The organism is Methylobacterium sp. CB376 (assembly GCF_029714205.1).
Classification (GTDB): Bacteria; Pseudomonadota; Alphaproteobacteria; order Rhizobiales; family Beijerinckiaceae; genus Methylobacterium.
Map to the genome: position 1 here is coordinate 5028173 of NZ_CP121648.1, position 21081 is coordinate 5049253.

The window sequence follows — 21081 nt, forward strand, 5'->3', positions numbered from 1 at the left end:
AGCCTAGACCCGGTTTCGGCGCCTGTCCAGATATGCTTCGAATGAGCATAAGGGCGCGGGCGCGCCCCGCCTCGGATCAGCCGCGCCGGCCGGGGGGCAGGCGCAGGCCGGGGGCCGGGCGCTCCAGCAGCACCTCGCGGCGGAAGCGCATCAGCCGCGCCGGGCGGCCGCCGGTCTCGCCGCTGATCGCGTCGGTCTCCTCGACGAGCCCCTGCTGGGCCACCAGGCGGCGGAAATTCTGCTTGTGCAGCCGCACCCCGGCGAGCGCCTCGACCGCGCGCTGCAGCTGGCCGAGGGTGAAGGTCGGGGGCATGAGTTCGAACACGACCGGCCGGTACTTGATCTTGCCGCGCAGGCGCCCGAGGGCGGTGGCCAGCATGCGCCGGTGATCCAGGGCCATGGGCTGCCCGGCCAGGGTCTCCGCGGCCCCCGCCTCCGGGACGAGGCCGGCCTCGAACAGCAATTCGTAGCGTTCCAGCACCCGCTCCTCGTTCCAGCCGGCCTCGGCGCTGCCGAAGGCGAGACCGATCCGGTCGTGGCGGCGGGTGCGGGCGCCCGCCTCCGGGGCGGCCTCGGCCCAGGCGGCGAGCCGGGCGCCCAGCGCGTCGAGCAGGGCGGGCCGGCCGCCGCGCCAATCCTCGTAGGGGAAGTACCGGTACCAGCTCTGCCACGCGGAATCGGCCGCCGGCTTGGCCTCGCGCACCAGGGCCAGGTAGGCGACCGAGAGGGCGTGCGGGCCGCCCCCGCCGGGCCGGCGGTCGCGGTCGCCGAACGTGTAGAGCTGCTCAACGTAGCCGAGCGTCTGTCCGGTCTTGCGCTCGACCCAAGCGCGCAGACCCCGCTCCAGCGTCGGGTGGGCCGGCTCCAGGGGGCCGGAGGGCAGGCCCTCGCCGCGGCCCGGCGGCTGGCCGGCGACCGGCACGGTGAGGACCCGCGGCTCCTCCCGGCTCGCCGCCAGGATCACGGCGGCGAGCCCGACCGTGAGGGCCGCCGCCTCGGGATCCCGCACGACCCGCACCACCTCGTCCATCCCGTCTCCCACGCGCCGGGGAGCCCTTACCACGGCGGCGGGCCGCGCCTCCACGGCCCGGGCGGGCGAATGAACCGCTTTTTCTCCAGAGACTTGCCCTGCGGACCGGCGTCCCGCCCGCGGCCGGCGCGTCATCCGGCATCCGGTTGATGGCTTCGTCATCTCCGATTTCGGCCATGCGGATGTCGGCGTCGCTCAGGCGCCGCGCTCAGGCGCCGCGCTTAGGCGCCGCGCAGGCGCGTGAGCCGGGAGCCGCTTCGATCGAGCCGATCCCGTATCACCCGTCGTCGCGGCGATAGGGGGTGCAGGTCTCGTAGTCGCGAAGCGCCTGCCGGACGTAGCCGGCCTCCCGGCGCAGGTAATCCGCGATCGCGCGGCGCAGGCCCGGATCGGCGATGTCGTGGGCCGAGTGCATCACGACCGGCCGGTAGCCCCGGGCCAGCTTGTGCTCGCCCTGCGCGCCGGCCTCGACGCGGCGCAGGCCGCGCGCGATCGCGAACTCGATCGCCTGATAGTAGCAGACCTCGAAATGCAGGAACGGGTGGTCCTCGATGCAGCCCCAGTTCCGGCCGTAGAGCGCCGCGTCGCCGATCAGGTTGATGGCGCCCGCCACGTAGCGGCCCTCCCGCCGCGCCATCACCAGGAGCACGCGCTCGGGCATGCGCTCGCCCAGGAGCGAGAAGAAGCGGCGGTTCAGGTAGGGCCGGCCCCACTTGCGCGAGCCCGTATCCATGTAGAACCGGTAGAACGCGTCCCAATGGGCCTCGGTCAGGTCCGATCCGGTCACCCACTCGACCGTGAGACCGCCGGCGAGGGCGTCCCGCCGCTCCCGCCGCAGCACCTTGCGCTTGCGGGAGGCCAGCGCCCCGAGAAAGTCCTCGAAGCCGGCATAGCCCTGGTTCTCCCAATGAAACTGCTGGTCGATGCGCTGCAGCAGGCCGAGCTCCCCGGCGCGGCGCCACTGCGCCTCGGGCATGAAGGTCAGGTGGATCGAGGAGGCCTTGGTCTCCTGGCGCAGGGCCCGCAACCCCGCGATCAGGGCGGAGGCGGCCTCCTCGGGCGGCTCGCCGGGCGCCACGAGCAGGCGCGGCCCGGTCACCGGCGTGAAGGGCACGCTGACCTGGAGCTTCGGGTAGTACGCGCCGCCGGCCCGCGCGTAGGCATCGGCCCAGCCGTGATCGAAGACGTACTCGCCCTGCGAGTGGGATTTGAGGTAGCACGGCGCGACGCCGACGAGCCGTCCGGCGCGCTCAACCGTCACGTGCAGCGGCAGCCAGCCGCTGCGCCCCGAGACGCAGCCCGCCTCTTCCAGGGCCGACAGGAAGGCGTGGGTGACGAAGGGATTGTGGGTCTCGCCGGTCCCCGCGAGGGATTCCGCCGAGAGGGCGCAGCGGTCCCACTCGGCCGCCGGGATCTCGGCGATCCGCGGCACGACGCGCACCGTGAGGGCGTCCGGCGAGGCCGGGCCGCATTCTGCTTCGCCGCCGCTCTCCATCGCCCCGGACCTAGAGCCGGCGGCCGAGCTGGGCAAGGCGCCGCGACGCCGCGGAGCCGCCGCGCCGCCCGCGCGTTCCCTCCCGGCGAACCGGAGGTCCCTCACCGTGAACCCGATGGCCGAAGCCTGGGATGCCCGCATCGACCGCGCGACGGAGCGGCTGCCCGCCCGCGCGCGGCGGACGATCACGTGGCTCAGGGCCCCGGCCCGGCGCTGGATCCGCATCCCGGCGGCCCTGCTCCTGATGCTGGGCGGGCTGCTCTCGATCCTGCCGGTGCTCGGCCTGTGGATGCTGCCCCTCGGCCTCGCCCTGCTGAGCGAGGACCTGCCGGTCATGAAGGCGCCGCTGGAGCGCGCGGCCCGCTGGATCGAGCGGGCGTGGCGCCGGGGTTTCCCCAACCGGAGAGCGTGACGCTTGCGCCACGCACCCGCCCCAAGTTGCGGAGCGCCGCCGCGGACAGCCATCGTTCAGACTTGATCCATCATCATGTGACGATCCTCACAGAACGAGGGGTCGGTTTGCCGGATGCTGGCGCCACGTTCGAAAGCGGATCGAGTCATGACCCACCTGTATTTTCACTGTGGTCGCGCCGGCGAGCTGCTCCTCGACTACCGCGGGGCTGACGTGAGCGACCTGAGCGAAGCCCGTGACCGTGCCTTGGCGGTCGCCCGCTCGATGATGGAGACGGCCTACGGGCACGAGGATTTCTCGGATTGGTTCGTCTGCGTCGGCGACGAGGAGGACGAGGAGCTGCTGCGCATCCCGTTCACCTCGGCCCTGCCGACCTTGCACTGAGGCGCCTTTCCCCGTTTCGCGCGCCGCCGGGGCCGGGCGCCCCGGCCTCAGAGCGCGTCCGAGAGGCTGACCTCCTGGTCCTGCGTGAGCGCCACCGCGGCCGGCAGGCCGCGCCATTCCAGCATCAGCATCACGGCGGCGAGCAGCGCCAGCGCGACCGTGACCAGGATCGGCGTGACGGCGCGGGCATGGCCGCGCAGCATGCGCAGGATCGCGCAGCCCAGCACGAAGCCGAAGGCCGACAGGACGGGAGCGACCTGGATGTGCATGCTGAACCCCGCGCGGAGCGTCGGATCGCAGCCTGCCAGAGGCGCGGCGCGCGCGCATCGGGCATTTGCATGACGCTGCGTCGGATCGGCCGCACGGCACCTCGGCGGAATGCCTCCGCGCCGTCGCCGCGGAGGTGCCGCGGACAGCCCGGTCCCGGCGACGCTGCGCGCCGGGCCGACCCGTGCTAGACGGCGCCCGAGCGGAGGGCCTGCCATGCGGGCGGAGCGGGCGAGCGGGGAACCGGAGCGCGACGCGGAGCGGGCCGCGTTCCGCTACGAGGCGATCGCGCCGATCACCGACTTCCAGAACGTCCTCGACGAGGCGGCCTACCGGCCGGTGCCGGATTCGTGGTGGGTCGCGCTCACGGACGTGGTCGATTCGACGGCCGCCATCGCGGTGGGCCGCTACAAGGCGGTGAATTTCGCGGGCGCGGCCGCCATCGCGGCCGTGCGCAACGCCCTCGGCGGGCGCGACCTGCCCTTCGTGTTCGGCGGGGACGGGGCGACGCTGCTGCTCGCCCCGGAGGAGGTCGAGGCGGCCCGCCGGGCGCTCGCCGCCACCGTGGCCTGGGTCGCGGCCGAGCTGGATCTCACCCTGCGCGCCGCCCTGGTGCCGGTCGCGGCGATCCGCGAGGCCGGGTTCGACCTGCGGGTCGGCCGCTACGCGCCCTCGCCGCACGTCGCCTACGCGATGATGACCGGGGGCGGGCTCGCCTTCGCCGAGCAGGCGCTCAAGGCGGGGCGCCACGCCGTGCCGCCGGCCGCGGGGGAGCGGCCGGACCTGACCGGCCTCTCCTGCCGCTTCTCGCCGGCCCGGGCGCGCCACGGGCTCATCCTGTCGGTCCTCGTCGTCGGCCGGCCCGGGGCCGATCCCGCCGCCCTGCGGGCGGTGATCGGCGACGTGCTGCGGATCGTGGCGGCCGCTCCCGCCATGGGGCGCCCCCTGCCGGACGGGGGACCGCCCCTGCGCTGGCCCCCCGCCGGGCTCGCCCACGAGGTCCGCGCCCGCGCGGGGCCGCGCCTGCTCGGCCGCCTGCGCCTCGGCCTGCACACCCTGGCGGCCCATCTCCTGTTCCGCTTCCGCATCCCGGTCGGCGGCTTCTCGCCCGACCGCTACCTGCATGAACTCGTCGGCAACGCCGATTTCCAGAAATACGACGACGGCCTGCGCATGACGCTCGACTGCGACGAGGCCGTCGCGGCGGCGATCGAGGCGAGGCTCGCCGCCGCGGAGGCGGCCGGCCTCGTCGTCTTCGGGCTGCACCGCCAGGACGCCGCCCTGACGACCTGCATCACCCCGGTGCCGAGCGCGAGCGACCACGTCCACTTCATCGACGGCGACGGGGGCGGCTACGCCCGCGCCGCCCAGGCCCTGAAGGCGAAGCTCGCCGCCTGAGCGGGCCGCCCGATATGTGTCCGGATCGGCGGACGGGACGGCCCGCGGGCGACGCCTGCGGGCGGAGCCGGGACCGGGGAGGAGCCGATGGACATCGTGGCCGACGTGCGCCCGCCGGAGATCCCGTTCCTCGGCCCCCTCGACCCCGTCACCGCCGCCGCCGTGCGCGCGCGCCTGGAGCCGATCGCGGTGCCGGGCGGCGCGGTGCTGTTCGAGCAGGACGCGCCCGCCGACGCGCTCTACGCCCTCGTCTCGGGGGCGATCGGGATCTCGGCGCGCGACCCCCTCACGGGGGAGGCGCGGCCCGTCGCCCGCGTGCGCCCGCCCGAGACCGTGGGCGAGATGGCCCTCCTCTCCGGCGAGCCGCGCTCGGCCACCGCGACGGTGCTGCGCGATTCCGCCCTGCTGCGATTGTCGAAGCGCGCCTTCGACGACCTCGTCGCCCGCCACCCGGCGACGATGCTCTACTTCGCCCGGCTCCTGGCCTCGCGGCTGCGCAGCGCCTCGGCCTGCACGCCGGTGGCGACGACGCCGATGACCTTCGCGGTGATCGGCGTGACCGAGGGCGTCGACGTGCCGGCCTTCGCGCGGGGCTTCGCGGCGGCCCTGCCCGGGCGCTCGGCCCTGCTCACCGCCTGGCCCGACGACGCGGACGAGACCTGGTTCCACGCCCTGGAGACCGCGCAGGACCAGGTCGTCTACGCGGCCGAGGCGCCGGGCTCGGGCTGGGCCAATCTCTGCCTGCGGCGGGCCGACCACGTCCTGCTGCTGGCCGCGCCCGGGCGCCGGCCCGGCGCGGCCTTCTCGGGTCGGATCACCATGCCGATGCAGGGCTGGACCCACCAGGACCTCGTCGTCCTCAACCCCGCCGACGCGCAGCGGCCCGGCCCGCTCGACCCGGCGCTGGCGGCGCTGCCGGTGGAGCTCCGCCTCCAGGCCCGGGCCGGGAACGCCGCCGACCTCGCCCGGGTCGCCCGGCTCGCCGGAGGGCGCGCCCGGGGGCTCGTGCTCGGCGGGGGCGGGGCGCGCGGCTTCGCGCATCTCGGCGTGATCCGGGCGCTCACCGAGGCCGGCCACGCGGTCGACCTCGTGGCCGGGACCAGCATGGGCGCGGTGGTGGCCGCCAGCCTCGCCATGGGCTGGGACCTGGAGGAGATCGGCGCCCACACGGTGGCGGCCTTCGTGGCGAGCTCGCCCCTCAACGACTACACGCTGCCGATCACCGCCCTCACCCGCGGCGCGAAGGTGGACCGCCGCCTCGCCCAGCATTTCGGCGAGGCGCGGATCGAGGATCTCTGGCTGCCCTACTTCTGCGTCTCCTCGAACCTGACCACCGGCGCGGCGATGATCCACCGGGCGGGGCCGCTCGTGACGGCCCTGCGCGCCAGCATCGCGGTCCCGGGCCTGCTGCCGCCGGTCCTCCACCCGGAGGGCGTGCTGGTGGACGGGGGCGTGATGAACAACCTGCCGGCCGATCTGATGGCGGGCCTGCGCCGCGGCACCGTGCTGGCGGTCGACGTGGCGAGCGACCTCGCCCTCGCCACCATGCCCGAGCGCCCGTTCCGCTCCCGGCTGGTGCGCCGCGCCCTCGGGGTGCCCTTCGCGATGCCGGGCATCGCCCAGATCCTGCTGCGGGCCGCCACCGTGTCGAGCGACGCCTCGGCGGCGATGGCGCGGGGCCGGGCGACGGCCTTCCTGCAGCCGCCCCTCGCCGGCATCGACCTGCGCGCGTGGCGCAGCTACGCGGCCGTGGCCGAGATCGGCTACCGGCACGCCCGCGCCAAGCTGGAGGAGGGCGCCCTGGAGGGCTGGGCGGCGGGGCGCGCCGGGTGATCGCGGGGCCTCGGGCCGCCGGTCCCCGGGCTGCGCGGCGGCAGGGCGCCGCGTGGCTGCGGTCATGGCTGCGGTCATGGCTGCGGTCATGGCGGCGGTCGCGAAACCCGAACCTCTCCCAGGCCGAAGCCGCCGCGGCGCTCGGGGTCAGCCTGCGACGTGGCGCGACCACGAGAGCGGGACGCACCTTCTGCCGAAGACGGTGCGCCTCGCGGCGATCGGGCTCGATCATCAGGGAGGCCGCCTGAGCCCGGCCGTGCCATGGTGCGCGGAGTTTCTCCCGCTCCTCACCCGCGCGGCGGCGCCGCGAGGCGTCATGCGTCGGGCGGCGACACGCCGTCGATGGCGAGGCGCAGGTGCTCCGGCCCCCGCAGCGACGCGCCCGGCCGATAGGGCGGCGGGTCGTCGAGGAGGCGCGGGTTGCGCAGCCGCCGCGCCAGGGCGACCAGCGCCGCCTCCGCCTCCAGCCGCGCCAGCGGGGCGCCGACGCAGAAATGCAGGCTGCCGCCGAACCCGAAATGCTGGTTGTCCTCCCGGTCCGGGTCGAACCGGTCGGGATCGGCGAAGCGGGCCGGGTCGCGGCTGCCGGAGGCGAAGAGCAGCACCACCGGCGCCCCCGCCGGGATCGTCGTCCCGGCGAGCTCGATCTCGGCCAGGGCCTTGCGGGTCCGGAAATGGACCGGCGGCTCGTAGCGCAGCAATTCCTCGATCAGCCGCGGGGCGATCTCGGGCTCGGCGCGCAGGCGCTCCAGCTGCGCGGGGAAGCGCAGCAGCGTCAGCATGCCGTTGGTGATCAAGTTCACGGTCGTCTCGTGGCCGGCGATCAGCAGCAGGATCGAGGTCGCGATCAGGTCGTAATCCCCCATCCGGCCGGCCTGCGGATCCTCGCGGGTCGCGAGCCCGGTGAGCAGGTCGTCCTTCGGGTGGCGCCGCTTGTCCTTGATCAGATCCTGCATGTAGGCGGCGATCGCGTCGAAGGTCTCGATGTTCCGGCCGAGCGCCGCCTCGTCCTGGCGCGCGTCGGGCTCGAGGGCGGTGGCGAGCTGCGTCGCCCAGCCGTGGAACCGGCCCTCGTCCTCCGGCGGCACCCCGAGGAGCTCGCAGATCACCGTGACCGGGAGCGGGTAGGAGAAGTCGTCCACGAGGTCGATCGCGCGCGCGTCCCGGCGCCGGTCGAGGAGGTCGGCCACCAGTCCGTCGACCCGGCCGTGCATGGCCCGGATCCGCTCGGGCGTGAACTCGCGCATCACGTGCCGCCGCAGCACGTCGTGGTCGGGCGGATCGCGGAAGATGAAGGGCCGGTGCTTGGTGCGGACGTGGTCCTTGAACGGGTTGATGATCCAGTCCTTGAACGGGTTGCCGGTGCGCGGGTGCGAGGTGGAGGGCAGGTCCTCCGAGCTGATGCGCGGGTCGAACAGCAGGGCCCGCAGGGCCGCGTGGGTGGTGACCACGTAGGTGCCGTCGTCCTGGAGCGCCACCGGCGCCTCGCGCAGCCGCGCGTAGAGCGGGTAGGGGTTCGGGCGGTTGGCCGGGTCCTTGACCGCGGCGAAGAGGGTCGGGTCGGGCATCGTCGTCAGCCTCGCGCCGGACTTGCGGGAAAACCGGGATCGGCGGGGGCGACGCGACCCTGGTCCGTCGCCCCGAGGATCGGCGGGAAAGCGGCGCGGGCCTCGATCCGGCCCGCGTAGGCGGGCAGCCAGCGGGTCTGGTCGAACGACACCGCCGCGACGGTGCGGCCATTCCGGCCGTAGACCGCCACGAAGCGCCGCGCGCCGAAATCGCCCTGCGTCACCGCCACGCTGTCGGCGCCGTTGGTGAGGCCCACCGACTTGATGTTCACGTCGAACTGGCTCGACCAGAAGGCCGGGATCTCGGCGTAGGGGGCGCCGGCCTGCCCGAGCAGCGTGCGGGCGGCGTGCTCGGCCTGCGCGACCGCGTGGCCCCAATGTTCGAGGGCGACGGGGCCGTCCTCGAACAGGGGGTGGGGGAAGCGCGCCACGTCGCCCGCCGCCGCGATCCCCTCGACCGCGCGGCCGTCGCGGTCGAGGACGCGGCACTGGCCGTCGCAGGCGACGCCGCCCGCATCCGCTGCCAGCCCCGAGCCGGCGAGCCACTCGGTGTTGCGCAGCGCCCCGAGCGCCACGATGACGACCGGCGCGGCGACGGTGCCGCCGCCGACGAGGCGGGCGCCCCGCACGCGGCCCTCGCCGTCCGACTCCAGGGCCTCGACGCGGGTCGAAGGACGGTAATCGACCCCGGCCTCGCGCAGCATCGCGGCCACGGCGGCGCCGATCCGGGTGCCGAGCACCGAGGCGAGCGGCGTCGGGTTCGGGTCGGCCAGCGTGACGGGTAGCCCGATCGACCGGCAGGCCGAGGCCGCCTCGCAGCCGATGAAGCCCGCCCCGATGATCAGGACGCGCCGCGGCGCCGCCGCCAGCGCGCCGCGCAGGCGCTCGGAATCGTCGCGGTTGCGCACGCTGTGGACACCGGCCAGGGCGGCCTCCGCGGCGTTCGGCCAGGGGCGCGCCCGCGTGCCCGTCGCGATCAGGAGACGGTCGAAGGGCAGGCGCTCGCCCGTCGCCAGGGCGACCTCGCGGGCTGCGAGGTCGAGGCCGACCGCCGCCGTACCGAGCCGCCAGGTCAGGTCGAGGCCGGGCCGCGAGGGCAGGGCGATGCGGTCGGCCCGCGCCTCCCCGGTGAGCACCCGCTTCGAGAGGGGCGGGCGGTCGTAGGGCGGGTAGGGCTCGTCGCCGACGAGCGTGATCGGCCCGGCATGGCCGTGCCGCCGCAGGGCCTCGGCGCCGCGCAGGCCCGCCAGCGAGGCGCCGACGACGAGGATGCGGTCCCGGTCAGCCATGGGATCCCGCCTCCTCGGGCTCGACCTCCAGCAGGATCGCCCGGACCGGGCAGGCCTGGACCGCCCGCTCGATCTCCCGGCGGCGCTCCGGCGGGGGCGCCGCGTCGTAGACCAGCACCTCCGGCCCGTGCAGGGCGAAGCTCTCGGGCGCCGCGAAGCAGCACTGGGCGTAGGCTTGGCAGCGATTGAGGTCGACGACGACGCGCATGGGCTCCTTCACCTCCTGCCGGCTCCGCCGGTGCCGGCGCCGGTCCGTGTCCCGGGCCCGCCCGCGCGGGTTCGCCGCGGCGCAACATGGCCCCGCCGACAACGCCGCGACCGGGCCGGGCGGTTCTCGCACGGGCCAATTCGCCGCGCCGCCGCAAAGGTTACGAACCGGCGAGGCGGCCGTCAGGCCGCGAAGCGCTCAGCCCGCCCGTGCGGCGCGTCGTAATCGAGGATCGGGCCCAGCGGGACGATCCCGGTCGGGTTGATGCTGGCGTGGCTCTCGTAATAGTGGCGCTTGATGTGGGTCAGGTCCACGGTCGGGCGGATCGCCGGATGCTGGTAGAGGTCGCGCAGGTAGGGCGCGAGGTTGGGATAATCCGCGATCCGCCGCAGGTTGCACTTGAAGTGCCCGACATAGACCGGGTCGAAGCGGACGAGCGTGGTGAAGAGCCGGATATCCGCCTCCGTCAGCGTCGGGCCGAACAGGAACCGACCGCGGTCGAGCCGCGCGTCCAGGGCGTCGAGTTCCTCGAACAGGGCCGTCACCGCCTCCGCGTAGGCCGCCTGGCTGGTGGCGAAGCCCGCCTTGTAGACCCCGTTGTTGACCCGGTCGTAGACGCGGGCGTTGAGGGCGTCGATCGCCTCCCGCAGGGCGTCCGGGCAGAGGTCCGGGCCGCGCGCGCCCGCGCCGTCGAAGGCGCGGTTCAGCATCCGGATGATCTCGGCCGATTCGTTCGACACGATCGTGCGGCGCTCCCGGTCCCACAGGACCGGGACGGTGACCCGCCCCGTGTAGTGCGGATCGGCCATGACGTAGATCTCGGACAGGCGCGCGGCCCCGTTCACGGTGTCGGGCCCGGCCCCGGGCGAATCGCCGAAGACCCAGCCCTCGGCGCCCATCAGCGGATCGACGACCGCGACCGAGATCGCCTGCTCCAGCCCCTTCAGGGCGCGCACGATCAGCGTGCGGTGCGCCCAGGGGCAGGCGAGGGAGACGTAGAGGTGGTAGCGCCCGGGCTCGGCCCGGAAGCCGCCGGTGCCGGTGGGGCCGGGCGCGCCGTCCGCCGTCACCCAGTTGCGGAAGGCGGAGTCCTTGCGCACGAAGCGCCCGCCGGTCTCCTTCGTGTCGTACCAGCGATCCTGCCAGACGCCGTTGACGAGCAGCCCCATGCCGATCTCCCGGATGATTCTCGACGGTGCCCGCTCCCGCGGCTCTCACGCCCGCCCGGCGAGCTTGCGCCTCGCATAGGCCTCGACGTCGAAGCGGTCGTCCGGCACGCGGTACAGGAAGCGCTCGGCCATCTCGACGAGGAGCAGGTGCGGGCGTACCCGCGCGACGTAACCCCAATCCACGCTCGCGGACCACAGGAAATGCACCTCGCGAAAGCTCTCGGCGAGGAGCCCGGTGAGGAAGAACGTGCCGAAATGCGCGCAGGAATCCCCGAACAGCACGAGGCAGCGGGGATCGGCCAGGGGGCTGTCGTTCCGGAACACCACCCGGGCGCCGACGTGGAGGTCCATCGCCCGGCCCTGCGCCTCGAAGGTCTCGACCAGGCTGTTGGCCCCGACCCGGCGCGCGTCGCGCAGGTACTCGACCATGCGGGCGACCTCGCGCGGCCGGTCCGGCAGCTTCCCGCCCAGGTCGAGCACCGCCTCCGTCTCGCGGTAGGGCCGCGCGGCCAGGTCGGCCCGCGGCGCGGCGGCGAGGCCCCGCATGATCTCCGCGTAGGCGAGCTGGCAGCCGCGCTCGGTCCAGTGCGTGTCGGTGCGCAGGAAGAGCGGGCGCTCGCCCGCCCGGGCCGCCCGCATCGGGCCGACGAGGTCGATCCAGGCGCCGGCCGCCCGCGAGCGGGCGAGCCGCGCCCCGAGGCGCCGGGCCGGCGACAGGGCCGGATCGAGGGCGATCCCGTCGAGCCGGTCCTCGTAGATGCTGAGCTTCTCGGGGATGACGACGTGGTGGTAGCGCAGGCCGAGCGCCGCCGCGCGGGCGCTGCGCCGCTCGATCAGCCGGCGCCAGCGCCACAGCAGCCAGGCATTCGGGAGGGTCGCCCGGTACTGCGCCAGGACCCGGTTGGTGCCTCCGGTGAGGAAGAGCCACCCGTCCCGCCCGACATGGACGCCATCGCGGTTTCTCGTCATGCGCGCCGCTGTAGCTTCCCCGGCCGCGCCTGAATAGCGCGGCACGCGCCTGAACAGCGCGGCACGCGCCCGAACAGCGCGGGATGCGCCCGCGCAGCGCGGCCGGCGGGATGGACAAGCCCGGCCCGCCGCGCCATCTCGCCTCGCGCATGGAGCACGCGCCCCTCATCCTCACCCTGGACCTCGACGAGGCCGCCTTCGGGCGCTTCGACGCCGAGCGCCGCACCCATTTCCCGGCCGCCCTCAACCGCATCCCGGCCCACGTCACCCTGTTCCACCACCTGCCCGGGGAGGAGGAGCGCGGCATCGTCGAGACCCTGGCGGGCGCGGCGCGGGAGGAGGCCCCGGCCGCGGTCGCGGTGACGGGCCTGCGCTTCACGGGCCGCGGCGTCGCCTACGCGCTCGACGCGCCCGCGGTGGCGGCCCTGCGCGCGCGCCTCGCCCGGGCCTTCGCGCCCTGGCTCACCGCGCAGGACCGCCAGGGCTTCCGCCCGCACGTGACGATCCAGAACAAGGTGGCGCCCGAGGCGGCGCGGGCGCTGCATGCGCGCCTCGCCGCGGACTTCGCTCCCTTCCGCGTCACCGGAACCGGCCTGCTGCTCTGGCGCTACCTCGGCGGGCCCTGGGAGGCGCGGGGCCGCTTCCCCTTCGCGGAGGCCTCGCCCCGATGACGCGCGCGCTCGACCGAATCCCCCTGCGCGGCGGCGCCGTCCTGTGGCGGCGGCTGCGGCTCAACGAGGTCGGCCCGCTCGCCTCGCTGCTCGCCGTCAGCCTGTTCGGCTTCGGCTTCTTCAAGCTGGCCGGGGAGGTCTCGGAGGGCGACACCAAGGCGCTCGACGAGCGGCTGCTGCTGGCCCTGCGCCGGCCCGGCGACCCCGCCCAGCCGATCGGCCCCCACTGGCTGCCCGAGACGATGCGGGACATCACCGCCTTCGGCAGCGTCTTCGGCATCGTCTACGTCACCGCCTGCGTGGCGCTCTACCTCGCCGGCACGCGGCGCTGGCGGGCGGCCCTGTTCGTCCTCGCCGCGGTCGGGGGCGGCGAGCTGCTCTCGACGATGCTCAAGCTGGTCTTCCGGCGCCCGCGCCCGGACCTCGTCCCGCACGGGATGGAGACCTTCACGGCGAGCTTCCCGAGCGGCCACGCCATGCTCTCGGCGATCGCCTACCTGACCCTGGCGATCCTGCTCGCCCGGATCTCGCAGGGCCGGCGGGTCAAGGCCTTCGTGCTCGCGCTCGGGGTCGCGACGACGCTGCTCGTCGGGATCAGCCGGGTCTATCTCGGGGTGCACTGGCCGAGCGACGTGCTCGCCGGCTGGTGCATCGGCGCCGCCTGGGCCTCCCTCTGCTGGTTCGTCGCGCTGCAGCTCCAGCGCCGGCACGTGGTCGAGGCGCCCGATCCGCCGCCGCCCGCCTGAGCCTTGCGGCGGCGGCCCGGCTCTTCTAAGCATCATTCGCCGAAGGGGTCACCGGTTCGGTGGCGAAAAATCATGCGAGAACAAGGGGCTAAGCGGAATTGCGGCGTGCGATTCGGCTTCGCCAGGAGACGAGCCGAACGGAGAGAGACGGGATGGAGTACGAGAACATCCGGGTCGAGACGCGCGGGCGGGTCGCCCTCATCACGCTGCACCGGCCCGCGCAGCTCAACGCCCTCTGCGGGCCGCTGGTGGCCGATCTCAACCACGCCCTCGACGGCTTCGACCGCGATGACGGGATCGGCTGCATCATCCTGACCGGCTCCGAGAAGGCCTTCGCGGCCGGCGCCGACATCGCCGAGATGCGCGACCGCACCCATCCGGAATTCGCCATGGCGGATCCGTTCGGCGAGTGGGACAGGGTCGGCCGGCGGCGCAAGCCGATCATCGCGGCGGTGGCCGGCTACGCCCTCGGCGGCGGCTGCGAACTCGCCATGATGTGCGACTTCATCCTGGCGGCCGAGACCGCGAAGTTCGGCCAGCCGGAGATCAAGCTCGGGGTCATCCCGGGAGCGGGCGGCACGCAGCGCCTGACCCGGGCGGTGGGCAAGGCCAAGGCGATGGAGCTCTGCCTGACCGGGCGCCTGATGGACGCCGCGGAGGCGGAGAGGTCCGGCCTCGTCGCCCGGATCGTGCCGGCCGCCGACCTCCTCGCCGAGGCCTGGAAGACCGCCGAGACCATCGCGGCGATGTCGCTGCCCTCCGTCATGACCGTGAAGGCCTGCGTGGACCGCGCCTTCGAGACGAGCCTGAGCGAGGGCGTGCGCTACGAGCGCGGCGTGTTCTACGGCCTCTTCGCCACCGCCGACCAGAAGGAGGGCATGGCCGCCTTCCTGGAGAAGCGCAACCCCAACTTCGAGCACCGCTGATGACCATCACCTTCGCGCAGGTCGAGGCCGCCGCGCACCGCCTCGACGGCGTCGCCCACCGCACGCCCGTCCTCACCTCGCGCACGGCCGACCAGCGCACGGGCGCCCGCCTGTTCTTCAAGGCGGAGCCGCTGCAGCGCGCCGGCGCCTTCAAGTTCCGCGGCGCCTACAACGCCATCGCGGCCCTCGACGCGGCGGCGCGGCGGCGCGGCGTGCTGGCCTTCTCGTCGGGCAACCACGCGCAGGCCATCGCCTATGCGGGGGCGCTGCAGAACGTCCCGACCGTGATCGTGATGCCGCACGACGCGCCGGCCATCAAGGTCGCGGCGACGGCGGGCTACGGCGCCGAGATCGTGCGCTACGACCGCTACAAGGAGGATCGCGAGGCGGTGAGCCGCGGGATCGCCGAGGCGCGCGGCCTCACGCTGATCCCGCCCTACGACCACCCGGAGGTGATCGCCGGCCAGGGCACCGCCGTGAAGGAGCTCCTGGAGGAGACGGGGCCCCTCGACGTGCTCCTGGTCTGCCTGGGCGGCGGTGGGCTGCTCGCGGGCTCGCTGCTCTCGGCCCGCGCCCTGGCGCCGGATTGCGCCGTCTACGGCGTCGAGCCGGAGGCCGGCAATGACGGGCAGATGTCGCTCGCCAAGGGCGAGGTCGTGCGCATCCCGGTCCCGGTCTCGGTCGCCGACGGGGCGCTCACCACGCATCTGGGCGCGCACACCTTCCCGATCATCCGCCGGGAGGTGACCGGGCTCGTCACCGTCTCGGACGCGCAGCTCGTGGCGGCGATGCGCTTCTTCGTGGAGCGGATGAAGCTCGTGGTCGAGCCGACCGGCTGCCTCGCGGCGGCGGCGGCGTTCGAGGGCGTGGTGCCGGTCGCCGGCAAGCGCGTCGGCGTGGTGCTCTCGGGGGGCAACGTGGATCCGGCGGCCCTCGCCCGCTTCCTCGCCGCATGACGGCCGCCGGCCCGGACGACCTGTTCGCCTACCTGGCCGATCTCGGCATCCCGGTGCGCACGGTCGCGCACCGGCCCGTGCACACGGTGGCGGAATCCCGCGACCTCAAGGCCGGGATGCCGGGCGGGCATTCCAAGAACCTGTTCCTCAAGGACAAGCGCGGGCGGCTGTTCCTGGTGGTGGCCGAGGCCGAGGCGGCGATCGATCTCAAGCGGCTGCACGGGGTGATCGGGGCGACGGGCCGGCTCTCCTTCGGCTCGGCCGAGCTCCTGGAGGCGGTGCTGGGCGTCAAGCCCGGCTCGGTCACGCCCTTCGGGGTGATCAACGACCGCGCGGGCGCGGTGAGCGTCGTCCTCGACGCCGCGCTGATGGCGCGGGACCCGGTGAATGTCCACCCGCTCCACAACGCGGCGACGACCGCGATCGCGCCCGGCGACCTGATCCGCTTCCTGGAGGCGACCGGCCACCCGCCGCGGGTGATGGCGCTGCCGGCGCCCGAGGGAGACCCGCTTTAGGCGGGGCCCCGGGCGGGCGCCTCCCGCCTCACGGCCCCCGGGCGAGGCGCGCGCCCGCGGGGGCGATCACCACGAGGCTGCCGCAGGGCGGCGTCGCGGTGATGACCGCGCTCGCCACGCCCCACAGCCGCCCGCCGCCCGCCGTCACCACCGGCCCGCCCGAATCGCCGATGCAGACCTGGGCGCCCTCGCTGCGCGCGAAGGTGAGGCCGGTCGCGGTCATCGCCAGGGGCGTGAGGCGCGCGGTCTTCAGCGTCCCCGGCGCGCCGCCCGAGAGGCCGACCCCGGCGAGGACGAGCCGCCCGGGCAGGCGGCGCACGGGCCGGCCGACCGCCACCGGCGCGCGGTCGCGCACCGGCCGGGCGAGGCGCACCACCGCGATGTCGAGGGAGAGGGCCGCGAGGTTGATGCCGAGGTCCCCGGCCTCCGCCCCGTCGCGGTCGACCGCGAAGCGCGACACCGCCGCCGCCCGGTAGACCGGCCCGACCGGGTCGCTGCCGCGGTAGAACACCACCACGGCGCCGAGCGGGCTCTCGCCGATGCAGTGCGCCGCCGTGAGGACGAGGTCCCGCGCGATCAGGACCCCGGAGCAGCGGGTGACCTGGATGTCGTCGCCCGACTGGTTGACGGTGCCCAGCGCCACCGTGGCGCGGGCCAGGGCGTCGCGCGCTCGCGCCGGGGCGCCGCCCTCGATCGCCCGCGCCGGAAGGGTGCCGGCCAGGCCCCCCGCGAGCCCGAGCAGCCACGGCGCGGCGCGGGTGAGGAGGCGCGGCCAGCGGCCCATGGCGACAGCTCCGGAGCTTCGATGCGGCATCCCGTCGGATCGACCCTAAGCATCATTCGCCGAATGGGCCACCTCTGCTTGGGCCGGCGCCCCCGCGGCGCGAGCCGGGCCCATGCCCCGGCAGCCTGCGCCGCTCCGCCGCGGGATTAAAATATCAGGTCATCCGGGTGCGTTTTCGCACGTGGCGATAGATGAGCTCTGTCCTATCTCTGAAATCGCGGTGCAACAGAGCGTTGTTTCATCGCGAAATCAGACGACAAGAGGATGATTGCGTGGAGACAATCGTTGTGGAACGATGGAACCCAAGGGCAGACGCGGCGCGTGCCGCGCCGCCGCGGGCCGAGGCGCGGGCGGGGCAGCGGCCGGGCAGGCGGGCGGTCCGTGCCGACCACGCGGCATCCGACCGCCCGGCAGCGGACCTGGCCCCGGACCCGCGCACCGAACCGGCGGTCCGACCGGGCCCTTGACGCAGAGTTGCGCGCGGCCCCCCGCATGCCGGGGCACCCCGCCGGCCGCGCCGCGCCGGACACTCCCGCATCTCCCGACAGCGAGGATCTCGTCATGGACACGATCATTCAGGGCATCTCGACCTTCCGCGAGCGGGTCTTCCCGGGGCAGCAGCAGATGTACCAGCGCCTCGTGCGCGACGGGCAGCAGCCGAAGGCGCTGATCATCGCCTGCGCGGATTCCCGCGTCGCGCCCGAGCACATCACCCAGGCCGAGCCGGGCGAGCTCTTCGTCTGCCGCAACGCCGGCAACATCGTGCCGCCCTTCACGCAGCAGAATGGCGGCGTCTCCTCGGCGATCGAGTACGCGGTGGTGGCGCTCGGCGTGCGCGACATCGTGGTCTGCGGCCACTCGGATTGCGGCGCGATGAAGGGGCTGATGCAACCCAACGCGCTCGACGCCATGCCGAGCGTGGCCGCGTGGCTGCGCCATTCCTGCGCGGCCGAGCGGATCGTCTGCGAGGCCTACCCGCCGGACATCGACCCGGCCACCCGCCTGCGCGCGCTCGCCATGGAGAACGTGGTGGCGCAGCTCACGCACCTGCGCACCCATCCGAGCGTCGCCGCGGCGATGGCCAAGGGGGAGCTGCGCCTGCACGGCTGGTTCTTCGCCATCGAGACGGGCGAGATCCTGGCCTATGACGGCGAGGCCCAGCGCTTCCTGCCCTTCGCGGGCGATGCCGACATGCCGGTCGCCGAGGCGCCCGAGGCCCGCGCCGCGGCGGACATGCCCCGGGCCGCCGAATGAGCGGCGCGGCGCGGCTGAGCAGCCGCCAAAGAGAAGGGCGGCCCGGTTCTCCGGGCCGCCCCTGCCGACGATGTCGTGCCGGCGAAGTCGCGCGGATGCGCGACGCCCTCAGCGCTTCGAGAACTGGAAGCTGCGGCGGGCCTTCTTGCGGCCGTACTTCTTGCGCTCGACCACGCGCGGGTCGCGGGTCAGGAAGCCCTCACGCTTGAGGGGCGAGCGCAGCTCCGGCTCGTAGTGGGTCAGGGCCTTGGCGAGGCCGTGGCGCACCGCGCCGGCCTGGCCCGAGAGGCCGCCGCCGGTGACCGTGACGACGATGTCGTACTGGTCGGCGCGGTTGGCGACCTGGAGCGGCTGCTGCAGGATCATCCGCAGCACCGGGCGGGCGAAGTAGGTCTCGACCGGGCGGTCGTTGACCGTGATCACGCCGGAGCCGGGCTTGATCCAGACGCGGGCGACCGCGTCCTTGCGCTTGCCGGTGGCGTAGGCGCGGCCGTGGGCGTCCAGCTTCTGGACGTGGACCGGGGCCTCGTTCTCGGCGGTCCCGAGGGCCGCCTTGTTGGCCTGGCCGAGATCGGCGAGGGACTGAAGGGTCGCCATCTTACGCGCTCACGTTCTTGCGGTTGAGAGCGGCGACGTCGAGCGTCTCCGGCTGCTGGGCGGCGTGGGGGTGCTCCGAGCCCTTGTAGACCCGCAGGTTGCCGAGAATCCTCCGGAACAGCGGGCCGCGCGGCAGCATGCGCTCTACCGCCTTCTCGACCACGCGCTCGGGGAACCGGCCCTCGAGGATGTACTTCGCCGAGCGCTCCTTGATGCCGCCCGGGAAGCCGGTGTGGTGGTAGTAGACTTTCTGATCGTACTTGCGGCCGGTGAACTTCACCTTGTCCGCATTGATCACGATCACGTTGTCGCCGCAATCGACGTGGGGCGTATACTGGGGCTTGTGCTTGCCCCGCAGACGCATCGCGACGATCGACGCGAGACGGCCTACGACGAGGCCCTCGGCGTCGATGATCACCCACTTCTTCTCGACGTCGGCGGGCTTCAGCGAAAAGGTCTTCATCGCGCTGGAATCCCGAGAACTTTCTTCAGAAACAGGACGCCGCCACGCGAGGGGCGCGGCGGCGATGGCCGGGTGTGTACGCGAGGAGGGGGCGCCCGTCAATCGCTTTCGCCGGGGAGCACTGCGGAAAATATCCAATCGGACAAAGCGCTTGGCGCTTGTGGTAGCGCGATACCGCTAGTCTCGCCGCGGCGGGATGGCGTAGGTGCCGGTGGCGTGGCAGACGAGGTCCGGCTCGCCCGCGCTGCGGATCAGCACCTCGCCGACCGCCAGCTGGCGGCCGAGCTTCATCAGCCGCGCCTCGCCGATCAGGTCGCGCGGCGCGGGCTTGCGCATGAAGTTGAAGGACAGGTTCGTGGTGACCGCGAGGGCGACCGGGCCGAGGCTCGCCAGGATCGCCGCGTAGAGGGCGAGGTCGGCGAGCGCCATCATGGCCGGTCCCGAGATCGTGCCGCCGGGCCGCAGGTGGCGCTCGTGATAGGGCAGGCGCAGGCTGGCCGTGAGCGGGCCCACCGCCTCCACCACCGGGCCGGGGCCGCCGTGATGGATCTGCGGAAACACCTCGTCGAGGTAGGCGATCACGGCCTCGCGGCTCATCACGGGTTCGGTCGGCATCGGCTCCGGATCCGTCGGGGAGGGGCCCGCCTTGCAGCACGGGCCGGGCCGCCCGACAATGGGGCTCCGGACGAGGAGCCCTTCCGCCGCCATGGACGAGACCGCATCCCTGCTCACGCGCCGCGACCGGGACGGCGTCGCGACCCTGACGCTCAACCGGCCGCGGGCCCGCAACGCCCTGTCGCAGGCGCTGCTCGGCGCCCTGCTGGACGCCCTGGCGGCGCTCGGCGAGGACGAGGCGATCCGGGCGGTGGTCCTGGCCGCCGAGGGGCCGGCCTTCTGCGCCGGCCACGACCTCAAGGAGATGACGGCCTTCCGGGCCGAGCCGGACCGGGGCGCGGCGCGGTTCGCGGCCCTGTTCGACCTCTGCTCGCAGGTGATGATGGCGATCCCGCGCCTGCCGCAACCGGTGATCGCGGCGGTGGAGGGGGTGGCGACGGCGGCGGGCGCCCAGCTGGTCGCCTCCTGCGACCTCGCCGTGGCCGGCGAGGCGGCGCGCTTCGCGACGCCCGGCGTGCAGATCGGCCTGTTCTGCTCGACCCCGATGGTGGCGCTGTCGCGCAACCTGTCGCGCAAGGCCGCGATGGCGATGCTGCTGACCGCCGAGATGGTCGAGGCGGCCGAGGCCCGGGATCTCGGCCTCGTCAACCGGGTGGTGCCCGCCGGGACCGCGCTGGCGGAGGCCGAGGCGCTCGCGCGCGGGATCGCGGCGCGCAGCCCCTACACGGTGCGGGTCGGGAAACGGGCCTTCTACGAGCAGATCGAGATGCCGCTCGCGGAGGCCTACGCCCATGCCGGCCGGGTGATGACCGAGAACATGCTGGCCCGCGCGGCGGAGGAGGGGATCGCCGCCTTCCTCGCGCGCAAGGGGTGAGGGCGGCGCGTGAGCGAAGCCGACATCCGCATTGCCGAAATGGGAGATGGCGACGCAATCCGTCGGATGTCGTATGACGCCGCGAGGTCCCACCAGCCGCCGCACCGGAACACGATGCCCCTCTCCGACCCCGCCCGCCACGACGATTACGACACCGAGCACCTGCGCGGCCTGCTGCGCGCGGTGCGCTCGATCGCCCTCGTGGGCGCCTCGGCCAACCCGGCCCGGCCGAGCTGGATCGTCACCAAGTACCTGCTGGAGCGCGGCTACGACGTCGTCCCGGTCAATCCGGGCCTCGCCGGGCAGGATCTCCTCGGCCGGCGCGCGGTCGGGCGCCTGGCGGAGCTGGGGCGTCCCGTCGACATGGTGGAGATCTTCCGCAATTCCGAGGCCGCCGGCCCCCTGGTCGACGAGGCCCTGGCCCTCGACCCGCTGCCCAAGGTGATCTGGATGCAGCTCGGCGTGCGCAACGACGAGGCCGCCGCCAGGGCGGAGGCGCGCGGCGTCACCGTCGTGATGAACCGCTGCCCGAAGATCGAGTACGGCCGGCTCTCGGGCGAGATCGGCTGGACCGGGGTGAACTCCCGGATCCTCAGCGCGAAGAAGCCGAAGCTCTCGCCCAAGGGGTTCCAGAAGCTCACGATCGAGCAGCGCTGAG

At 74.1% G+C, this 21081-nt stretch carries 24 protein-coding genes; 12 read left to right on the plus strand and 12 right to left on the minus strand.

What is annotated here, in order from left to right:
* Window positions 1–76: 76 nt before the first annotated feature.
* Entirely contained in the window at window positions 77–1030 is a 954-nt protein-coding gene (locus tag QA634_RS23050) for an NUDIX hydrolase (protein WP_012334321.1), read from the minus strand.
* A gap of 277 nt (window positions 1031–1307) precedes the next feature.
* Window positions 1308–2525, minus strand: a complete 1218-nt coding sequence (locus QA634_RS23055) for a GNAT family N-acetyltransferase (protein WP_012334322.1) — start codon at window positions 2523–2525, stop codon at window positions 1308–1310.
* 115 nt (window positions 2526–2640) lie between these two features.
* Here QA634_RS23055 and QA634_RS23060 point away from each other — a divergent pair, with 115 nt between their 5' ends.
* Entirely contained in the window at window positions 2641–2937 is a 297-nt protein-coding gene (locus tag QA634_RS23060) for a hypothetical protein (RefSeq protein ID WP_012334323.1), read from the plus strand.
* 147 nt (window positions 2938–3084) lie between these two features.
* The gene (locus tag QA634_RS23065; RefSeq protein ID WP_012334324.1) at window positions 3085–3321 is read left to right on the plus strand and encodes a DUF6894 family protein; all 237 of its coding nucleotides are present in this window, start codon (window positions 3085–3087) and stop codon (window positions 3319–3321) included.
* Between the two features lie 47 nt (window positions 3322–3368).
* On the opposite strand, the gene QA634_RS23070 is transcribed toward QA634_RS23065, so the two are convergent.
* Window positions 3369–3590: a hypothetical protein gene (locus tag QA634_RS23070; RefSeq protein ID WP_012334325.1), complete on the minus strand. Its 222-nt coding sequence runs from the start codon at window positions 3588–3590 to the stop codon at window positions 3369–3371.
* A gap of 214 nt (window positions 3591–3804) precedes the next feature.
* Here QA634_RS23070 and QA634_RS23075 point away from each other — a divergent pair, with 214 nt between their 5' ends.
* Together QA634_RS23075 and QA634_RS23080 are read left to right on the plus strand one after the other, a co-directional pair.
* The gene (locus tag QA634_RS23075) at window positions 3805–4986 is read left to right on the plus strand and encodes a DUF3095 domain-containing protein (protein ID WP_012334326.1); all 1182 of its coding nucleotides are present in this window, start codon (window positions 3805–3807) and stop codon (window positions 4984–4986) included.
* Window positions 4987–5073: 87 nt separating this feature from the next.
* A complete protein-coding gene (locus tag QA634_RS23080; RefSeq protein WP_012334327.1) occupies window positions 5074–6819 on the plus strand; it encodes a patatin-like phospholipase family protein in 1746 nt (581 codons plus the stop codon).
* 314 nt (window positions 6820–7133) lie between these two features.
* On the opposite strand, the gene QA634_RS23085 is transcribed toward QA634_RS23080, so the two are convergent.
* The 5 genes from QA634_RS23085 to QA634_RS23105 all read right to left on the minus strand — a co-directional run bounded on the left by QA634_RS23085 (window position 7134) and on the right by QA634_RS23105 (window position 12022).
* Window positions 7134–8387 (minus strand): cytochrome P450, encoded by a 1254-nt coding sequence (locus QA634_RS23085; protein ID WP_012334328.1) that lies wholly within the window; start codon window positions 8385–8387, stop codon window positions 7134–7136.
* Window positions 8388–8392: 5 nt separating this feature from the next.
* Window positions 8393–9676: an NAD(P)/FAD-dependent oxidoreductase gene (locus tag QA634_RS23090; protein WP_012334329.1), complete on the minus strand. Its 1284-nt coding sequence runs from the start codon at window positions 9674–9676 to the stop codon at window positions 8393–8395.
* Window positions 9669–9884, minus strand: coding sequence for a ferredoxin (locus tag QA634_RS23095; protein WP_012334330.1), 216 nt, complete (start codon window positions 9882–9884; stop codon window positions 9669–9671). The genes QA634_RS23090 and QA634_RS23095 overlap by 8 nt, the downstream gene beginning before the upstream one ends.
* A gap of 182 nt (window positions 9885–10066) precedes the next feature.
* Window positions 10067–11053 carry a glutathione S-transferase family protein gene (locus tag QA634_RS23100; protein WP_012334331.1) on the minus strand — a complete coding sequence of 329 codons (987 nt, stop codon included), beginning with the start codon at window positions 11051–11053 and terminating at the stop codon, window positions 10067–10069.
* Window positions 11054–11098: 45 nt separating this feature from the next.
* Entirely contained in the window at window positions 11099–12022 is a 924-nt protein-coding gene (locus tag QA634_RS23105) for an alginate O-acetyltransferase AlgX-related protein (protein WP_012334332.1), read from the minus strand.
* Window positions 12023–12132: 110 nt separating this feature from the next.
* Here QA634_RS23105 and QA634_RS23110 point away from each other — a divergent pair, with 110 nt between their 5' ends.
* The 5 genes from QA634_RS23110 to QA634_RS23130 all read left to right on the plus strand — a co-directional run bounded on the left by QA634_RS23110 (window position 12133) and on the right by QA634_RS23130 (window position 15836).
* Entirely contained in the window at window positions 12133–12693 is a 561-nt protein-coding gene (locus QA634_RS23110; protein ID WP_198293050.1) for a 2'-5' RNA ligase family protein, read from the plus strand.
* Window positions 12690–13439 carry a phosphatase PAP2 family protein gene (locus QA634_RS23115; RefSeq protein WP_012334334.1) on the plus strand — a complete coding sequence of 250 codons (750 nt, stop codon included), beginning with the start codon at window positions 12690–12692 and terminating at the stop codon, window positions 13437–13439. Before QA634_RS23110 ends, QA634_RS23115 begins: the two co-directional genes overlap by 4 nt.
* Before the next feature lie 152 nt (window positions 13440–13591).
* Window positions 13592–14365, plus strand: a complete 774-nt coding sequence (locus tag QA634_RS23120; RefSeq protein ID WP_012334335.1) for an enoyl-CoA hydratase — start codon at window positions 13592–13594, stop codon at window positions 14363–14365.
* Window positions 14365–15321: a threo-3-hydroxy-L-aspartate ammonia-lyase gene (locus QA634_RS23125; RefSeq protein WP_012334336.1), complete on the plus strand. Its 957-nt coding sequence runs from the start codon at window positions 14365–14367 to the stop codon at window positions 15319–15321. Before QA634_RS23120 ends, QA634_RS23125 begins: the two co-directional genes overlap by 1 nt.
* Window positions 15318–15836 carry a prolyl-tRNA synthetase associated domain-containing protein gene (locus QA634_RS23130; protein WP_012334337.1) on the plus strand — a complete coding sequence of 173 codons (519 nt, stop codon included), beginning with the start codon at window positions 15318–15320 and terminating at the stop codon, window positions 15834–15836. Before QA634_RS23125 ends, QA634_RS23130 begins: the two co-directional genes overlap by 4 nt.
* A 28-nt stretch (window positions 15837–15864) precedes the next feature.
* Here the strand turns inward: QA634_RS23130 and QA634_RS23135 are convergent, their stop codons facing one another.
* Window positions 15865–16620 carry a trypsin-like serine protease gene (locus QA634_RS23135; protein ID WP_012334338.1) on the minus strand — a complete coding sequence of 252 codons (756 nt, stop codon included), beginning with the start codon at window positions 16618–16620 and terminating at the stop codon, window positions 15865–15867.
* Between the two features lie 561 nt (window positions 16621–17181).
* Between QA634_RS23135 and QA634_RS23140 the strand changes: the two genes are divergently transcribed.
* Window positions 17182–17874 carry a carbonic anhydrase gene (locus QA634_RS23140; RefSeq protein WP_012334339.1) on the plus strand — a complete coding sequence of 231 codons (693 nt, stop codon included), beginning with the start codon at window positions 17182–17184 and terminating at the stop codon, window positions 17872–17874.
* A gap of 108 nt (window positions 17875–17982) precedes the next feature.
* On the opposite strand, the gene rpsI is transcribed toward QA634_RS23140, so the two are convergent.
* From rpsI to QA634_RS23155, 3 genes are all read right to left on the minus strand, one after another.
* Window positions 17983–18471 (minus strand): 30S ribosomal protein S9, encoded by a 489-nt coding sequence (rpsI, locus tag QA634_RS23145; protein ID WP_012334340.1) that lies wholly within the window; start codon window positions 18469–18471, stop codon window positions 17983–17985.
* A 1-nt stretch (window position 18472) separates the two neighbouring features.
* On the minus strand, window positions 18473–18934 hold the full coding sequence (gene rplM, locus QA634_RS23150; protein WP_012334341.1) for a 50S ribosomal protein L13: 462 nt from the start codon (window positions 18932–18934) through the stop codon (window positions 18473–18475).
* 177 nt (window positions 18935–19111) lie between these two features.
* Window positions 19112–19549, minus strand: a complete 438-nt coding sequence (locus tag QA634_RS23155; RefSeq protein ID WP_012334342.1) for a PaaI family thioesterase — start codon at window positions 19547–19549, stop codon at window positions 19112–19114.
* A 91-nt stretch (window positions 19550–19640) separates the two neighbouring features.
* Here QA634_RS23155 and QA634_RS23160 point away from each other — a divergent pair, with 91 nt between their 5' ends.
* The gene (locus QA634_RS23160; RefSeq protein ID WP_012334343.1) at window positions 19641–20423 is read left to right on the plus strand and encodes an enoyl-CoA hydratase; all 783 of its coding nucleotides are present in this window, start codon (window positions 19641–19643) and stop codon (window positions 20421–20423) included.
* Between the two features lie 114 nt (window positions 20424–20537).
* Window positions 20538–21080 (plus strand): CoA-binding protein, encoded by a 543-nt coding sequence (locus QA634_RS23165; protein WP_012334344.1) that lies wholly within the window; start codon window positions 20538–20540, stop codon window positions 21078–21080.
* Window position 21081 lies beyond the last annotated feature (1 nt).

What these genes read in the sequence shown, in the direction of transcription:
- QA634_RS23160 (WP_012334343.1), top strand. Translation starts at nt 19,641, where the DNA reads ATGGACGAGACCGCATCCCTGCTCACGCGCCGCGACCGGGACGGCGTC.
- QA634_RS23060 (WP_012334323.1), top strand. Translation starts at nt 2,641, where the DNA reads ATGGCCGAAGCCTGGGATGCCCGCATCGACCGCGCGACGGAGCGGCTG.
- QA634_RS23130 (WP_012334337.1), top strand. Translation starts at nt 15,318, where the DNA reads ATGACGGCCGCCGGCCCGGACGACCTGTTCGCCTACCTGGCCGATCTC.
- QA634_RS23070 (WP_012334325.1), bottom strand. Translation starts at nt 3,590, where the DNA reads ATGCACATCCAGGTCGCTCCCGTCCTGTCGGCCTTCGGCTTCGTGCTG.
- QA634_RS23165 (WP_012334344.1), top strand. Translation starts at nt 20,538, where the DNA reads ATGCCCCTCTCCGACCCCGCCCGCCACGACGATTACGACACCGAGCAC.
- QA634_RS23065 (WP_012334324.1), top strand. Translation starts at nt 3,085, where the DNA reads ATGACCCACCTGTATTTTCACTGTGGTCGCGCCGGCGAGCTGCTCCTC.
- QA634_RS23055 (WP_012334322.1), bottom strand. Translation starts at nt 2,525, where the DNA reads ATGGAGAGCGGCGGCGAAGCAGAATGCGGCCCGGCCTCGCCGGACGCC.
- QA634_RS23120 (WP_012334335.1), top strand. Translation starts at nt 13,592, where the DNA reads ATGGAGTACGAGAACATCCGGGTCGAGACGCGCGGGCGGGTCGCCCTC.
- QA634_RS23100 (WP_012334331.1), bottom strand. Translation starts at nt 11,053, where the DNA reads ATGGGGCTGCTCGTCAACGGCGTCTGGCAGGATCGCTGGTACGACACG.
- QA634_RS23155 (WP_012334342.1), bottom strand. Translation starts at nt 19,549, where the DNA reads ATGCCGACCGAACCCGTGATGAGCCGCGAGGCCGTGATCGCCTACCTC.
- rplM (WP_012334341.1), bottom strand. Translation starts at nt 18,934, where the DNA reads ATGAAGACCTTTTCGCTGAAGCCCGCCGACGTCGAGAAGAAGTGGGTG.
- QA634_RS23140 (WP_012334339.1), top strand. Translation starts at nt 17,182, where the DNA reads ATGGACACGATCATTCAGGGCATCTCGACCTTCCGCGAGCGGGTCTTC.
- QA634_RS23125 (WP_012334336.1), top strand. Translation starts at nt 14,365, where the DNA reads ATGACCATCACCTTCGCGCAGGTCGAGGCCGCCGCGCACCGCCTCGAC.
- QA634_RS23110 (WP_198293050.1), top strand. Translation starts at nt 12,133, where the DNA reads ATGGACAAGCCCGGCCCGCCGCGCCATCTCGCCTCGCGCATGGAGCAC.
- QA634_RS23090 (WP_012334329.1), bottom strand. Translation starts at nt 9,676, where the DNA reads ATGGCTGACCGGGACCGCATCCTCGTCGTCGGCGCCTCGCTGGCGGGC.
- rpsI (WP_012334340.1), bottom strand. Translation starts at nt 18,471, where the DNA reads ATGGCGACCCTTCAGTCCCTCGCCGATCTCGGCCAGGCCAACAAGGCG.
- QA634_RS23085 (WP_012334328.1), bottom strand. Translation starts at nt 8,387, where the DNA reads ATGCCCGACCCGACCCTCTTCGCCGCGGTCAAGGACCCGGCCAACCGC.
- QA634_RS23095 (WP_012334330.1), bottom strand. Translation starts at nt 9,884, where the DNA reads ATGCGCGTCGTCGTCGACCTCAATCGCTGCCAAGCCTACGCCCAGTGC.
- QA634_RS23080 (WP_012334327.1), top strand. Translation starts at nt 5,074, where the DNA reads ATGGACATCGTGGCCGACGTGCGCCCGCCGGAGATCCCGTTCCTCGGC.
- QA634_RS23075 (WP_012334326.1), top strand. Translation starts at nt 3,805, where the DNA reads ATGCGGGCGGAGCGGGCGAGCGGGGAACCGGAGCGCGACGCGGAGCGG.
- QA634_RS23050 (WP_012334321.1), bottom strand. Translation starts at nt 1,030, where the DNA reads ATGGACGAGGTGGTGCGGGTCGTGCGGGATCCCGAGGCGGCGGCCCTC.
- QA634_RS23135 (WP_012334338.1), bottom strand. Translation starts at nt 16,620, where the DNA reads ATGGGCCGCTGGCCGCGCCTCCTCACCCGCGCCGCGCCGTGGCTGCTC.
- QA634_RS23115 (WP_012334334.1), top strand. Translation starts at nt 12,690, where the DNA reads ATGACGCGCGCGCTCGACCGAATCCCCCTGCGCGGCGGCGCCGTCCTG.
- QA634_RS23105 (WP_012334332.1), bottom strand. Translation starts at nt 12,022, where the DNA reads ATGACGAGAAACCGCGATGGCGTCCATGTCGGGCGGGACGGGTGGCTC.